Below are 14,898 nucleotides of genomic sequence, written 5' to 3' on the forward strand. Positions count from 1 at the left end.
GCACGCTCACGTGGAGAGACCCCGGGATTTCGGGATCTCTCAAGATCAGACCCTACGCCGGACCCTACAAGGAGGGTCCGGCATTCGTCCCCGCAGTTGTCCAAGTGATCCGGAACAACGTCCGGCTTTCCTTCATGATTCCCTTACCGGGGCCCTTTCAGGCCCTTTCGGCGCCGCTCACTGCCCCGAAAGCACCCGCACCAGGTCCTCGGCCGTTCGACAGCGGTCCAGGAGCTCCTTGACGTGGTTCCGGGTCCCCCGCAGCGGCTCCAGGGTCGGGACCCGCTGGAGCGAGTCGCGGCCCGGGAGGTCGAAGATCACCGAGTCCCAGGAGGCCGCGGCCACGTCGTCCGCGTACTGCTCCAGGCAGCGGCCCCGGAAGTACGCCCGGGTGTCCTCCGGGGGCTTGCTCTCGGCCCGCTCGACGGCCGGCTCCTCCAGGAGCCGCTTCATCTTCCCGCGGGCGACCAGACGGTTGTACAGCCCCTTCTCGGGCCGTACGTCGGAGTACTGGAGGTCGACCAGGTGCAGCCGGGCCGCGTCCCACTCCAGCCCGTCGCGCCTCCGGTAACCCTCCAGGATCTCCCGCTTGGCGATCCAGTCCAGCTCCCCCGACAGGCTCATCGGGTCGCTCTCCAGCCGGCCCAGCACGTCCTCCCACCGAGCGAGGACGTCCTTGGTCTGGTCGTCCGCGTCGGAGCCGAACCGCTCCTCCACGTACTTCCTGGCCAGCTCGAAGTACTCCATCTGAAGCTGTACGGCGGTCAGGGTGCGGCCGCTGCGCAGCGTGATCAGGTACTGGAGGTCGGGGTCGTGGGAGACGTGGTGCAGGGTGCGCACGGGCTGGTCCACGGCGAGGTCGACGTTGATGAAGCCGTCCTCGATCATGGACAGGACGAGCGCGGTCGTGCCGAGCTTGAGGTAGGTGGAGATCTCGGAGAGGTTGGCGTCCCCGATGATCACGTGGAGGCGGCGGTACTTCTCCGCGTCCGAGTGGGGTTCGTCGCGCGTGTTGATGATGGGGCGCTTCAGGGTGGTCTCCAGCCCCACCTCGACCTCGAAGTAGTCCGCGCGCTGGCTGATCTGGAAGCCGTGCTCGCGGCCGTCCTGGCCGATGCCGACCCGGCCCGCGCCGGTCACGACCTGGCGCGAGACGAAGAAGGGGGTCAGGTGGCGCACGATCTCCGAGAAGGGGGTCTCCCGCTTCATCAGGTAGTTCTCGTGCGTGCCGTAGGAGGCGCCCTTGTTGTCGGTGTTGTTCTTGTAGAGGTGGATGGGCTGGGCGCCGGGCAGCTGGGCGGCGCGCTCCGCGGCCTCGGCCATGATCCGTTCGCCGGCCTTGTCCCACAGCACGGCGTCGAGCGGGTTGGTGATCTCCGGCGAGCTGTACTCGGGGTGCGCGTGGTCGACGTAGAGCCGCGCGCCGTTGGTGAGGATGACGTTGGCGAGGCCGATGTCCTCGTCGGTCAGCTGGCTGTTGTCGGCGGCCTCGCGGGCGAGGTCGAAGCCGCGGGCGTCCCGCAGCGGATTCTCCTCCTCGAAGTCCCAGCGGGCGCGTCGCGCCCGGTGCATCGCCGCCGCGTAGGCGTTGACGATCTGGGACGAGGTGAGCATGGCATTGGCGTTCGGGTGCCCCGGAACGGAGATCCCGTACTCCGTTTCGATCCCCATTACTCGCCGTACGGTCATGCGGCCCTCCTTGCCCGGCGGCGCTCCCGTTCGGGAGCGGCGCTCAAGTACCGCTGGTGCTCCGGTGCGTCATGTGCGGTGCCCGTCCCGCACTGCGCGACCGGCGGTACGGAAGAGCCTAGAACCACTCCGCGCTGGTGGGGAGATCATTTCAGTCATTGACTTCGCCCTGTCACCGGCCGAAAGAGGCGGGCGGTAAAACGGGCGGCTGCGGGTGCCCGGTGAGGGCACCCGCAGCCGCCCTCGTTTGTCAGAGGTACTGACCGGTATTCGCCACCGTGTCGATGGAGCGTCCCGTGTCCGCGCCTTGCTTTCCGGTGACGAGCGTGCGGATGAATACGATCCGCTCGCCCTTCTTGCCGGAGATCCGGGCCCAGTCGTCGGGGTTGGTGGTGTTGGGCAGGTCCTCGTTCTCCTTGAACTCGTCCACGCACGCCTGGAGGAGGTGGGAGACCCGGAGGCCCTTCTGGTTGTGCTCGAGGAAGGCCTTGATGGCCATCTTCTTCGCACGGTCCACGATGTTCTGGATCATCGCGCCCGAGTTGAAGTCCTTGAAGTAGAGGACTTCCTTGTCGCCGTTGGCGTACGTGACCTCGAGGAAGCGGTTCTCCTCGGTTTCGGCGTACATCTGCTCGACGACGGTCTGGATCATGCTGTGGACGGTGCCCGGCCGCGAGTCCTGGTGTTCGGACAGGTCGTCCGTGTGCAGGGGCAGCGAGGCCTTGAGGTACTTCGCGAAGATGTCCTTCGCGGCCTCCGCGTCCGGGCGCTCGATCTTGATCTTCACGTCGAGCCGGCCGGGGCGCAGGATGGCCGGGTCGATCATGTCCTCGCGGTTGGAGGCGCCGATGACGATGACGTTCTCCAGGCCCTCCACACCGTCGATCTCGGCGAGCAGCTGGGGGACGATGGTGTTCTCCACGTCCGAGCTGACACCGGATCCGCGGGTGCGGAAGAGGGATTCCATCTCGTCGAAGAAGACGATGACGGGGGTGCCCTCGCTCGCCTTCTCCCGTGCACGCTGGAAGACGAGGCGGATGTGCCGCTCGGTCTCGCCGACGTACTTGTTGAGGAGCTCGGGGCCCTTGATGTTCAGGAAGTACGACTTCCCGGCGGGCTGGCCGGTCACCTCGGCGACCTTCTTGGCAAGGGAGTTGGCCACCGCCTTGGCGATGAGCGTCTTGCCGCATCCGGGCGGGCCGTAGAGCAGGATGCCCTTCGGCGGCCGCAGTTCGTGCTCCTTGAAGAGGTCCGGGTAGAGGTACGGGAGCTCGACGGCGTCGCGGATCAGCTCGATCTGGTCGCCCAGGCCGCCGATCTTGTCGTAGTCGATGTCCGGGACCTCTTCGAGGACGAGTTCCTCGACCTCGCTCTTGGGGACCACTTCGTAGACGTAGCCGGAGCGGGGTTCGAGCAGCAGGGCGTCGCCGGGGCGGATGGTGATGTCCAGGAGCGGCTCGGCGAGCCTCACCACCCTTTCCTCGTCGGTGTGCCCGACCACCAGGGCGCGCTCGCCGTCCTCGAGGATCTCCTTGAGGGTGACGATGTCCCCGGCCCGCTCGAACTCCATGGCCTCGACCACGTTGAGCGCTTCGTTGAGCATGACCTCCTGGCCGCGCCGGAGGTGCTCCGGTTCGACGCTGGGGCTCACGTTCACGCGGAGCTTGCGGCCGCCGGTGAAGATGTCGACGGTGCCGTCCTCGTTCGCCTGAAGGAAGACACCGAAGCCGGCCGGCGGCTGTGCGAGCCGGTCGACTTCCTCCTTGAGGGCCACGATCTGGTCGCGGGCCTCACGGAGGGTATTCGCCAGTCGTTCGTTCTGCGCGGAGACGCCTGCCAGATTCGTCTGGAGCTCGACGATCCGCTCTTCGAGAATCCTCGTGTGACGCGGAGAGTCGGCGAGCTTACGTCGCAGGACGGCGATTTCCTGCTCGAGATAGGCAACCTGGCCAGCGGGGTCCTCAGACCCTCGCCCGGGCCGGATGCCGCGGTTGATGTCGTCGTCGTGGGCTGCCACGGTCCTCACCTCCTCCAAGGGGAGCTGGACGCTTCCTGACCCTACCTGGGCTGGTGGTGATTGAAACCCCTAGATCACAAAGACGGTAGAGGTGTGTCCGATCTTCACCCTTGCGTACTCCCTCACGCCAAGGAAATACCCACCCATCAACATCGGAAAGCAGCCGGTTGTAAGGTCGAACTGTTCAACACCCGTCAGAGCTCGCGCGACTTGCCTCGAGTTGTGGCCGGGGCGGATCACTCAGAGCAGGAAACGGCAGGAGATATGACCGTGCAGCAGGAGGCCCCGGCGGGTGGTTCCGGCGAGGCCGGACAGCCGCTGGAGGTCTGGATCGACCAGGACCTCTGCACCGGGGACGGCATCTGCGTGCAGTACGCCCCGGAGGTGTTCGAGCTGGACATCGATGGTCTGGCGTACGTGAAGAGCCCCGAGGACGAGCTCCTCCAGGAGGCGGGGGCGACCACTCCGGTTCCGCTGACGCTGCTCCAGGACGTGGTCGATTCCGCGAAGGAATGTCCGGGTGACTGCATCCACGTAAGGCGCGTTTCGGACAGGGTCGAGGTGTACGGCCCCGACGCCGAGTGACGGTTCAAACACTTCCGGCGGACGAGTCCGTCAGCTCCTGGCGGAATTTCCCGCCCGTCCAGCGCCACTTGGCGAGCTGTTTCACATCGGGGCTGTAGCGCGGAACCTCCGGCGAGGAGTATCCGAGGAGACTGGCGGTGACGACGCCGTCGCGCACGGTGAGATCGGCGGCGGTCTGCCGCCTGGCCGGTTCGAGCAGGGTGGCCACGACGCGGGGGGCCGAGCCCGCCGCCGGGTCCTGGACGAGGACGTAGACCGCGTGGGGCGGGGTTCCGGAGCCGGCCTCGCAGCGTACGGCGGCGACCGTCTCGGGGCGGCCGTCGCCGTCGAGATCCCCCTGGGCGGTGGCCGTGACGGCCTGCGGGGCGCCCTTGCAGTCGAGGGGGTACGCGACCGCCCGCGCGTCGGGTGCGCCGGCCCGCGGGCCGCTCCCGGCGGCGGCTCCCAGGGAGGCTCCCGGGGCGGCCGCGGGGGTGGCTCCGGTGGCGGGCCCCGGCTGGAGCAGGCCCGCGCCGGCTATGACGGCGGCCACGGCCGAGGCCGTGGCGACCCAGTGGACGGGCCGGGCGCGGCCGTGCGCCAGGGTTTCCGATGTGGGCTCCAGCTCGGTGGGGCTGTGCAGCACGCGGGGTGTCTCCTGTGCGAAGGGTGACGGGGAGCCAGCATCGTGCCACACCTCACACGGCGGTGGAACGGGCGGGTCCGGACCGGCCGGGCGGTGTTCGGGCCACAACGAAAAGGCGCTGCGGCGCAGTTCCCTGATCGTCGGGGGAACTGCGCCGCAGCGCCTTCGTGTTGAGCGGGCCGGGCCCGGCGGGGGTCCCGGTGGAGCGGCTACGCGGAGCGGTCGCTGCCGGGGCCGTCGTAGTCCTCGCCGTAGGCGCCCTTGGAGGGGCGCCGGCGGCGCATCGGGGGCTCGACGCCGTCCGCGAGGCGGCGGGCGGTGACGAGGAAGCCGGTGTGGCCGATCATCCGGTGGTCGGGCCGGACCGCGAGGCCCTCCACGTGCCAGTTGCGGATCATCGATTCCCAGGGCTGCGGCTCGGCGTAGCAGCCGAACTCGCGGATGGACTCGACGGTGCGCGAGAGCTGGGTGGTCGTGGCGACGTAGCAGCACAGGATGCCGCCGGGGACCAGGGCCTTGGAGACGGCCTCCAGGCACTCCCAGGGGGCGAGCATGTCGAGGATCACGCGGTCGACGTCGGTGTCGGACAGGTTGTCCTGGAGGTCGCCCACGGTCAGCTGCCACGCGGGGTGCGGGCCGCCGAAGTAGCGCTCGACGTTGGCGGTGGCGATCTCGGCGAAGTCCGCGCGGCGCTCGTAGCTGTGGAGCATGCCCTGGTCGCCGATGGCGCGCAGCAGGAAGCTGCTCAGGGAGCCGGAGCCCACTCCTGCCTCCACGACGCGGGCGCCGGGGAAGATGTCGGCGAAGGCCAGGATCTGGCCCGCGTCCTTGGGGTAGACCACGGCGGCACCGCGGGGCATGGACAGGACATAGTCGGGGAGCAGGGGACGCAGCGCGAGGTATGCGACGTTGCCCGTGGTACGGACAACGCTGCCCTCGGGGGCGCCGATCAGCTCGTCGTGCGGGAAGGAACCCTTGTGGGTGTGGAAATTCTTCCCGGCTTCGAGCGTGAACGTGTAGTGGCGGCCCTTGGGGTCGGTGAGCTGAACCTGGTCCCCGACCTCGAAGGGCCCGCGTCGGCGGGCGGCACCGGTCGGTTCGGACATGTGACCAGTGTATTGGCTTCAGGACTGGGGCCGCGCCATGGCCTTCACGAAGGCCTTCTCGACGTCGAGGGTGGACAGGACGCCGTAGATGGAGCCGCCGGTTTCGAGGACGAGGTACTCGGTGGCGGGGGTGGCGCGGAGGTGGTCGAGGAGTTCCTCGCCGGTGAGTTCCGCGGAAACCTTCATGCCGTCGGTGAGGTCCTGGGCGAGGGTGCTGACGGCGACCCAGGGGCGGCGGTGCTCGGGTACGGAGGCGATGGCGGTCTCGCGGACGATGGCGACGGGGTCGCCGAGTCCGTCGACGACGACGAGGGCGCGGGCTCCGGCGTCGTTGGCGCGGCGGAGGGCCTCGGAGAGCGGGGTGGCGTTCTCGACGGGGATGGCCCGCCGGGTGAGGGCGCGGGCCTGGAGTTCGGGGAGGTGCTGTCGCAGGCGGGCCATGCGCAGGCTGTTGCCGGCGCCGGTCCAGATGATGGCGGCCAGGATCGCGGCGAGGAGCGCGTCCATGACGGTGTTCATGCCGCCGATCTCGTCGGTGCGGTTGCCGAGGATCCCGGTGTGGGTGAGCAGCGGCAGGCCGAGGAGGACGGCGACGGCGAGGCCGCGGCCGACCCAGGCGGCGGCGACGGTGCCGGCCATGGGCTTGCCGGTGATGCCCCAGATGACGGCGCGGAGCATGCGGCCGCCGTCGAGGGGGAGGCCGGGGAGCAGGTTGAAGGCGGCGACGAGGAGGTTGGAGATCATCAGGCCCGCGAGGAGTACGCCGGGGACCGTGGCGGGGTCGACGGCCTTCATGCCGAGGTAGAAGATCCCGGTGAGGCCGAGGGAGAGCAGGGGGCCGACGAAGGCGAGGACGAACTCGCGGGCGGGTGTCTCGGACTCCTTCTCGATCTCGGAGACTCCGCCGAAGAACTGGAGCTGGATGCGGCGCACGGGGAGCTTGAAGCGGAGCGCGGCGATGGTGTGGGCGAGCTCGTGGACGAGGACCGAGGCGTAGAAGGCGACCGCGAAGAAGAGGGAGACGAGGTAGCGGACCGGGCCGAGGCCGGGCAGGATCCGGTCGAGCTGGTCGCCGAAGACCCAGGTGATGAGGGCGGCGACGAGGAACCAGCTGGGGGAGACGTAGACGGGCACGCCGAAGGGGCGGCCCATGAGGATCCCGCCGCCCGGATCGGAGCGCTTGGGTGCGCGCTCGCCGGTTTCGTCGGTGTCTGCCACGGCTTTCCTTCGTTCGGTGCTTGTGCTTCCAGTGTGGTTCAGGTGCTGTTGTTGCGGGGTGTGATGCTCCGATCATGCAGTGCGAGGGGGCCCGGCGTCGATGGTATGCGCGTGCTGTCGGCGGCGGGCCGTAGGGTTTCACGCATGACGACGAGTCCCGGTGCCGTGCCAGGCGCTGCCGATGCCGGCGTGGCGCCGGTAGCCGCGGCGCCCAGTTCCCTGTCGCCCTCGCGGGCCGGCGATTTCATGCAGTGCCCGCTGCTGTACCGGTTCCGGGTGATCGACAAGCTGCCGGAGAAGCCCAGTGCCGCCGCTACCCGCGGGACGCTGGTCCATGCGGTGCTGGAGAGGCTGTTCGACCATCCGGCGGAGGAGCGGACGGCGCCGCGGGCGAAGGCACTGATCCCGGGGCAGTGGGACCGGCTGCTGGAGTCGAAGCCGGAGCTGGCGGAGCTGTTCCCGTCGGGGGACGAGGGGGCGGGGCTGGCGCGCTGGCTGACGGAGGCCGAGGCGCTGGTGGAGCGCTGGTTCACGCTGGAGGACCCGACGCGGCTGGAGCCGGTGGAGCGGGAGTTCTTCGTGGAGACGGAGCTGGAGTCCGGGCTGCGGCTGCGCGGGATCATCGACCGGGTGGACGTGGCGCCGACGGGCGAGGTGCGGATCGTCGACTACAAGACGGGCAAGGCGCCGAGGCCGGAGTACGCCGAGGGCGCGCTGTTCCAGATGAAGTTCTACGCGCTGGTGGTGTGGCGGCTGAAGCAGGTGGTGCCGCGGCGGCTCCAGCTGGTGTACCTGGGCAGCGGGGACGTGCTGACGTACGACCCGGTGATCGCGGATCTGGAACGGGTGGAGCGGAAGCTGCACGCGTTGTGGGAGGCGATCCGGGAGGCGACGGAGACGGGTGAGTGGCGGCCGCGGCCGACCAAGCTGTGCGGCTGGTGTGATCATCGCTCGGTGTGTCCGGAGTTCGGGGGGACTCCCCCGGTCTATCCGCTGACCGTCGTCCCGAGGGCGGCGGAGCGGCCCGCGGGTGTCCCCGGTGATCGCCCGGCGGAATCCTGATCTTCCGATCAGGGCAGAATGGGCGGCGTCCGCCGATGCTGCCGTCCGACGAATACGAGGTACACCCCGTGGCCATTCGCGTCCTGCTGGTCGACGACCAGCCACTGCTGCGCACCGGGTTCCGGATGATCCTGGAGGCCGAGCAGGACCTGGCGGTGGTGGGCGAGGCCGGGGACGGTCTGCAGGCGCTGGACCAGGTGCGGGCGCTGCAGCCCGACGTGGTGCTGATGGACATCCGGATGCCGCGGATGGACGGGGTCGAGGCGACGCGCCAGATCACCGGTCCGGAGCGGAACGGGCCGGCGAAGGTGCTGGTGCTGACGACCTTCGACCTGGACGAGTACGTGGTGGAAGCGCTGCGGGCGGGGGCGAGCGGGTTCCTGCTGAAGGACGCGCCGGCGAACGAGCTGGTGCAGGCGATCCGGGTGGTCGCGGCGGGCGAGGCGATGCTCGCGCCGAGCATCACGCGGCGGCTGCTGGACAAGTACGCGGGGCACCTGCCGTCGGGTGAGGACAGCGTGCCGGACACGCTGGGGACGCTCACGGAGCGCGAGGTCGAGGTGCTGAAGCTGGTGGCCCGGGGGCTGTCGAACGCGGAGATCGCGGCGGACCTGTTCGTGAGCGAGACGACGGTCAAGACCCACGTGGGCCACGTGCTGACGAAGCTGGGCCTGCGCGACCGGGTCCAGGCGGCGGTGTACGCGTACGAGTCGGGCCTGGTGCGTCCGGGCGCCACGCCTTAGGCCGTCCCTTCCGGGTACGGGAACGGGCCGGCGGCCGCGCGGAGCGGCTGCCGGCCCGTTCTCTTGCCCGGGGAGGGGCTCAGCCCTTGCTGATCTCCCAGAAGCGGAAGACGGTCGAGGCGTCGAGGGACCACTGCAGGCCGGTCACGTTCTGGCGGGTGACGGCGTACTGCTTGCCCTGCCAGAGCGGGAGGATCGGGACCTCGTCGGCGACGATGTCCTGGAGCCGGTTGTAGTCCATGTTGGCCGCGGTGCGGTCGGACTTCGCGGAGGTCGACGGGATGATGGTCCCGCTGATCTCCTTGTTGTCGTAGTTGTTGTGCAGGACGTTGTCCGGTCCGAAGAACGGCTGGGTGAAGTTGTCGGCGTCCGGGTAGTCCGGCACCCAGCCCTTCACGTAGATGCCGTACTTGCCGTCCTGGATGTCCTTCTCGTACTGCTCGAACTCGACGGACTTCATGTCGGCCTCGAAGAGACCGCTGTCGTTGAGCTGCTTGGCGATGACCTGGAACTGCTGGTCGGTCGAGGGGCCGTAGCGCGACGGGGTCGAGTAGAGGGTGACCTTGACCTTGTTGTTGATGCCGGCGGCCTTCAGGACGGCCTTGGCCTTCTCGGGCTGCGGGCTGCCGCCGTAGCGGTCGAAGAACGGGGTGGTGTGTCCGGCGATGCCGGCCGGGACGATCGAGTAGAGCGGGGCGGCGGTGCCCGCGTACACGTCCTTGACGAGTGCCTCGCGGTCGACGAGGTAGGCGATGGCCTTGCGGACCGGCAGCTTGCCGACGACGGGGTCGCTGACGTTGAAGACCATGTGCTCGACCTCGGCGCCCGTGCCCTGGACGACGTCGACCTTCTGGTCGCCGGTCTTGGTGGAGGCGAGGCCGGCGATGTCCTTGGCGGCGAGGCCGCGGAAGGCGAAGTCGACGTCTCCGCTTTCCAGGACGGTCTTGAGGGCGGCCTGGTCGCCGTTGAAGAACTTCAGCGTGACGCCGGTGTTCTTGGCCTTGGCCTTGCCGCTGTAGGAGTCGTTGACCGAGAAGCTCGCGCTCTTGTCGCTGAAGGAGTCCAGCTTGTAGACGCCGGAGCCGACGGCCTTGTTGTCGCTGCGGAGCTTGTCGGCCGGGTACTCGCGGTGGTCGACGATGGCACCCGCGCCCGAGGCGATCTTGCTGGGGAAGGTCGCGTCGGAGGTCTTCAGGCGGAAGACGACGGTCTTCTCGTCGGGGGCCTCGATGGACGCGATCGAGCCCAGCATGACGGCGGGACCGTTGTCGTCGTTGATCTTCAGCGTGCGCTCGAAGGAGAACTTGACGTCCTTCGAGGTGAGGCTGTTGCCGTTGCTGAACTTCAGGCCGCTGCGCAGGGTGCACTTGAACACCTTGCTGTCACCGCCCTCGAAGTTGCAGGCCTGGGCGGCGTCGGGCTCGGGCGTGGTGCCGCCCTTCGGGAAGCTCAGCAGCGACTGGAAGACGTTGTTGAAGAGCAGCCAGGAGCCCGGGTCGTAGCCGGAGGCGGGGTCGGTGGACTTCACCTTGTCGGATATGCCCATCACGACGCCCTTGCCGCTGCCGGCGTTCGAGCCGTCGGTCGAACCGCAACCGCTGAGCAGCGCGGCGGCGGTGGCTGCGCCGAGCGGGGCCGCCAACCACTGGTTACGTCGGTTCACGCGAGTGTCCTTCTCAGTCTTGTCTGAACGTTGCGCCGGCCTGCGACTCCCGCTGCCGGTTGTTGCCGGTCTCAGCCGCTGACACCCCGGCCGAGTTCCCACAGCTGGAGGTCGGAGATGGCGTTGACCGACCACTCCACTCCGGTGATCCCATCGCGTGCGGCGACGTACTGCTTGCCCTGCCACAGGGGCAGGACGGGTACGTCCTCGGCCACGATGTCCTGCATCTCCGTGATCGCGGGGGCGGCGACGTTGCGGTCGACCGCGCGCCGGGATTCGGGGATGAGCCTGGTGCGCACCGTCGGGTTCGCGTACGGCGTGCCCAGGAAGTTGTCCTGCTCCAGGAACGGGGCGAGGAAGTTGTCGGCGTCCGCGTAGTCGGGGAACCAGCCGAGCCCGTAGGCGGCGTAGTCGCCCTTCTTCTGCGCGGGCCGGAAGTCGGCCCAGTCGGTGCCCTGGACGGTGATGTCGAACAGCCCGGTGGAGTTGAGCTGGGTCTTGAGGGCCTCGAACTCGGCGGCGGTGCCGTCGCCGTAGTGGTCGGCGGTGTAGTTCAGGGTCAGCTTGACCGGGGTCTTGATCCCGGCGTCCTTGAGGAGCGCGGCGGCCTTGGGGGTGTTGGCCTCGCCGTACTTGTTGAAGAACGAGTTGACGTGCCCGGTGACGGTGGTGGGGACCAGCGAGTACAGGGGCTGCGCGGACTTGCCGTAGACCTTGGAGATCACGTTGTTGCGGTCGACGGCGGCGGCGAGCGCCTGGCGCACGGCCTTGTCCTTGACGACCGGGGCCTCGGTGTTGAAGCCGATGTAGCGGATCTCCAGGCCGGGCATCGGGACGAGCTTGACGCCCTTGGGGGCCTTGGCCGAGAACTCGGTGATCTGGGCGGGCGACAGGGTGCGGGAGACCATGTCGATGGATCCGCCGGTCAGGGACTTGCCCATGGCGGCGGAGTCGGCGAAGGTGCGCAGTTCGACCTTGTCGTTCTGCAGCTTGATGTCGCCCTTGTAGTGCGGGTTCTTGGTGAAGACGGCGCGGACGAGGTGGTTGTCCTTGACCTCGGCCTTCATCGTGTAGGGGCCGGAGCCGTCCACGGAGAAGCCCGGGCGGAGCTTCTTGGCCTCGTAGTGCTTCTCGCTGACGATGCCCGCGGCGGGGGTGGAGAGCTTGTAGGGGAAGGTCGCGTCCGGGGTCTTCAGGTGGAAGACGACGGTGTCGGCGCCCTTCGTCTCGACGTTGTCGAGGGTCGAGAGCAGCGAGGAGGGGCCGTTCTCGTCCTTGATCGCGAGGACGCGGTCGATGGAGAACTTGACGTCCTTGGCGGTGAGCGGGTCGCCGCTCGCGAACTTCAGCCCGGGGCGCAGGGTGCAGCGGTAGCTCTCGTTGCCGGTGTCGGTGAAGCGGCAGTCGGAGGCTGCTTCGGGGACGGGCTGGCCGCCGCCGCGCGGGGTGTGCATCAGCGTCTGGACGGTCTGGCGCAGGACGTTCCAGGCGCCGGCATCGTAGGCGTACGCGGGGTCGAAGGGGGCGGGGGCGTAGTCGGCAGCCTCGAACCGGTCGGTGGTGCCGACGACGATCGCTCCGGATCCCGCTCCTCCGGTCGCCGAGCCGCAGGCGGCCAGCGTGGGGGTGAGCAGTCCGGCCGCGGCCGTCAGCACCATGGTCTTGCGGTTCATTCTGGAAGTACTCCCTCACCCGGCACTTGCTCAAAGCGGCGTAGAGGGCACTGCGCGGCGGTCGCCCGTTCAGGGCGGAACGATCGGGCCGGTGTTTGACGATCGGTCCACGCGCGGACCGGCCACAGGGGTGTGTGTCCGATCCGGCAGAGGTGCGGCGTAGTGCCCGCGTCGACATTAGTGGCCTGGGACGGGATGGCTGGAACTGGCAGGAGTTGGGGCGTAATCACACGGTGATGGGTGCGGACTGACCGCTCACACCGGAGACTTCGCAGATGGGGTCAGGAGCTGATCAATCCGGACACATGGGGAGCCCTCGGGGCCTCCGGGATGGCCCGGTGAACGCTCTGCGGGTGACCAAGGTCACCCGTCACAACTGTTCCCTGAAGCGTGGAATTTCGGCCTCCGGGGCTGGGCACGGAAGATCCTCCGCCAGGACCTCCGCCCCACCCCCATTCCGTTCGGTACGGAGCGTGCGCGCTCAGTTCATGGGAGTGATGAGGGAACGCAGGAAGGTCAGGTCGACGTCCTCCAGCGAACGTACGACGGTCCGGCCGGGCGCGGGTTCGATCCGGCCGACGGAGGGGATGGCCACGACCCGGCAGCCGGCGGCCTCGGCGGCGGCGACGCCGGTCGCGGTGTCCTCGATGACGGCGCAGCGCGAGGGGTGCGCGCCGAGGGCGCTGGCGGCGAACAGGTACGGGTCGGGGTGCGGCTTGGTCCGGGGGACCTCGTCGCCGGCGACGGTCATGGTGAACCGGTCGCGACCGAGGGTGAGGAGGACCTGGTCGATGACGCGGCGGTGGGAGGCGGAGACCAGGGCGGTGGGGACGTTGTTGCGGGCGAGCTCGGCCAGCAGGCGCTCGGCGCCGGGCATGAGCGGGACCTGGTCGGCGATCCGCGCCTCGAAGCGCTCGTTGAGGAGCACGCTGAGCTCGGCGAGCCCGATGGCGGCGCCGGTGGACTCGATGAGGAAGGCGGCGCTGCGGCTCATGGGGCCGCCGACGACGACGTCCCGCCAGGCCTCGTCGAGCCGGTGCCCGAGCTCATGGAAGATCTCGGCCTCGATCTCCCACCAGAAGCCCTCGGTGTCGACGAGGGTGCCGTCCATGTCCAGCAGCACCGCCTGCAGGGCGTGCCCGTCGGCCGTGCGGGTGACGGGGGCGGGAACGGTGCTGGTCAATGCGCACGCCTCTCTCAGGGGACGATAAGGCCGGTCACCTCGACCCGTGGGGACGTGCCCCGGGGAACAGGTGACCGGCCTGTATGGGACCGACCAGTGTACGCCGATCCGCCTCAGCGTGCGTTGAAATACTTCGCTTCGGGGTGGTGGATGACGATGGCGTCGGTGGACTGTTCGGGGTGGAGCTGGAACTCCTCCGAGAGGTGGACGCCGATGCGCTCCGGCTGGAGGAGGTCGGCGATCTTCGCCCGGTCCTCCAGGTCGGGGCAGGCGCCGTAGCCCAGGGAGAAGCGGGCGCCCCGGTACTTGAGGTCGAACATGTCCTCGACGGCGGCCGGGTCCTCGCCGCCGAAGCCGAGCTCGGCGCGGACGCGGGCGTGCCAGTACTCGGCCATGGCCTCGGCGAGCTGGACGGAGAGGCCGTGCAGCTCCAGGTACTCGCGGTAGGAGTCGGACTCGAACAGCTTGGCGGTGGCCTCGCCGATCTTCGAGCCGACGGTGACGACCTGGAGGCCGACGACGTCGACCTCTCCCGACTCCTCGGGGCGGAAGAAGTCCGCGAGGCACAGGCGCCGGCCGCGGCGCTGGCGCGGGAAGGTGAAGCGGGTCCGCTCGTTGCCCTGCTCGTCGAGGATGATCAGGTCCTCGCCCTTGGAGACGCAGGGGAAGTAGCCGTAGACGACGGCGGCTTCGAGGAGGTTCTCGGTGTGCAGCTTGTCGAGGAGGCCGCGCAGCCGGGGCCGGCCCTCGCTCTCGACGAGCTCCTCGTACGTCGCTCCGCCCGCGCGGGCCTGCTTGAGGCCCCACTGCCCCTTGAACAGGGCCCCCTCGTCGAGCCAGGAGGCGTAGTCCTTGAGCGGGATGCCCTTGACCACGCGGGTGCCCCAGAACGGCGGGGTGGGGACGGGGTTGTCGGCGGCCACGTCGGAGCGGCCGCCCGTCTCCTCCGGCTCCTCCACCTGGAGGGCGGGGGTGTCGCGCTTGGGCACCCGCCGCTGCTTGAGTTCGGGCAGGGCCGCGCCCGGGACGCCGCGCTTGACCGCGATCAGGGCGTCCATCAGCCGCAGGCCTTCGAACGCGTCGCGGGCGTAGCGGACTTCGCCCTCGTAGATCTCGTGGAGGTCCTGCTCGACGTAGGCGCGGGTCAGGGCCGCGCCGCCCAGGATGACCGGGTAGTCGGCCGCCAGCTTGCGCTGGTTGAGCTCCTCCAGGTTCTCCTTCATGATCACGGTGGACTTCACGAGGAGACCGGACATGCCGATCACATCCGCCTTGTGTTCCTCCGCGGCTTCCAGGATCGCGGAGACCGGCTGCTTGATACCGATGTTCACGAC

12 protein-coding genes are annotated in these 14,898 nt (G+C 69.1%); 3 read left to right on the plus strand and 9 right to left on the minus strand.

Features of this window, described 5'->3' with window-relative positions:
- Positions 1-177: 177 nt before the first annotated feature.
- Positions 178-1,689 carry a depupylase/deamidase Dop gene (dop, locus tag AC07B0_RS30180; RefSeq protein WP_356881678.1) on the minus strand — a complete coding sequence of 504 codons (1,512 nt, stop codon included), beginning with the start codon at positions 1,687-1,689 and terminating at the stop codon, positions 178-180.
- A gap of 250 nt (positions 1,690-1,939) precedes the next feature.
- Positions 1,940-3,706, minus strand: a complete 1,767-nt coding sequence (gene arc, locus AC07B0_RS30185; protein WP_356881680.1) for a proteasome ATPase — start codon at positions 3,704-3,706, stop codon at positions 1,940-1,942.
- Positions 3,707-3,970: 264 nt separating this feature from the next.
- Here arc and AC07B0_RS30190 point away from each other — a divergent pair, with 264 nt between their 5' ends.
- Entirely contained in the window at positions 3,971-4,291 is a 321-nt protein-coding gene (locus tag AC07B0_RS30190; protein WP_469384677.1) for a ferredoxin, read from the plus strand.
- 4 nt (positions 4,292-4,295) lie between these two features.
- Here the strand turns inward: AC07B0_RS30190 and AC07B0_RS30195 are convergent, their stop codons facing one another.
- The 3 genes from AC07B0_RS30195 to AC07B0_RS30205 all read right to left on the minus strand — a co-directional run bounded on the left by AC07B0_RS30195 (position 4,296) and on the right by AC07B0_RS30205 (position 7,174).
- Positions 4,296-4,916, minus strand: a complete 621-nt coding sequence (locus tag AC07B0_RS30195) for a hypothetical protein (protein ID WP_469384679.1) — start codon at positions 4,914-4,916, stop codon at positions 4,296-4,298.
- Positions 4,917-5,125: 209 nt separating this feature from the next.
- Positions 5,126-6,022, minus strand: a complete 897-nt coding sequence (locus AC07B0_RS30200) for a tRNA (adenine-N1)-methyltransferase (RefSeq protein WP_030233594.1) — start codon at positions 6,020-6,022, stop codon at positions 5,126-5,128.
- A gap of 18 nt (positions 6,023-6,040) precedes the next feature.
- Positions 6,041-7,174, minus strand: a complete 1,134-nt coding sequence (locus AC07B0_RS30205; protein ID WP_356881703.1) for a site-2 protease family protein — start codon at positions 7,172-7,174, stop codon at positions 6,041-6,043.
- 210 nt (positions 7,175-7,384) lie between these two features.
- On the opposite strand from AC07B0_RS30205, the gene AC07B0_RS30210 reads away from it, so the two are divergent.
- Positions 7,385-8,302, plus strand: coding sequence for a RecB family exonuclease (locus tag AC07B0_RS30210; protein ID WP_356881686.1), 918 nt, complete (start codon positions 7,385-7,387; stop codon positions 8,300-8,302).
- Positions 8,303-8,370: 68 nt separating this feature from the next.
- A complete protein-coding gene (locus AC07B0_RS30215; RefSeq protein ID WP_356881688.1) occupies positions 8,371-9,045 on the plus strand; it encodes a response regulator transcription factor in 675 nt (224 codons plus the stop codon).
- 79 nt (positions 9,046-9,124) lie between these two features.
- On the opposite strand, the gene AC07B0_RS30220 is transcribed toward AC07B0_RS30215, so the two are convergent.
- The 4 genes from AC07B0_RS30220 to AC07B0_RS30235 all read right to left on the minus strand — a co-directional run.
- Complete coding sequence (locus AC07B0_RS30220; protein WP_356881690.1) at positions 9,125-10,708, minus strand: ABC transporter substrate-binding protein; 1,584 nt, start codon at positions 10,706-10,708, stop codon at positions 9,125-9,127.
- Between the two features lie 71 nt (positions 10,709-10,779).
- On the minus strand, positions 10,780-12,381 hold the full coding sequence (locus AC07B0_RS30225; RefSeq protein WP_478899325.1) for an ABC transporter substrate-binding protein: 1,602 nt from the start codon (positions 12,379-12,381) through the stop codon (positions 10,780-10,782).
- 481 nt (positions 12,382-12,862) lie between these two features.
- Positions 12,863-13,564 (minus strand): HAD family hydrolase, encoded by a 702-nt coding sequence (locus AC07B0_RS30230; protein WP_356881693.1) that lies wholly within the window; start codon positions 13,562-13,564, stop codon positions 12,863-12,865.
- A gap of 113 nt (positions 13,565-13,677) precedes the next feature.
- A partial coding sequence (locus AC07B0_RS30235) for a vitamin B12 dependent-methionine synthase activation domain-containing protein (RefSeq protein ID WP_478899327.1) occupies positions 13,678-14,898 on the minus strand: 1,221 nt, incomplete at its 5' end.

It is taken from the genome of Streptomyces sp. NPDC044704, from assembly GCF_056433525.1.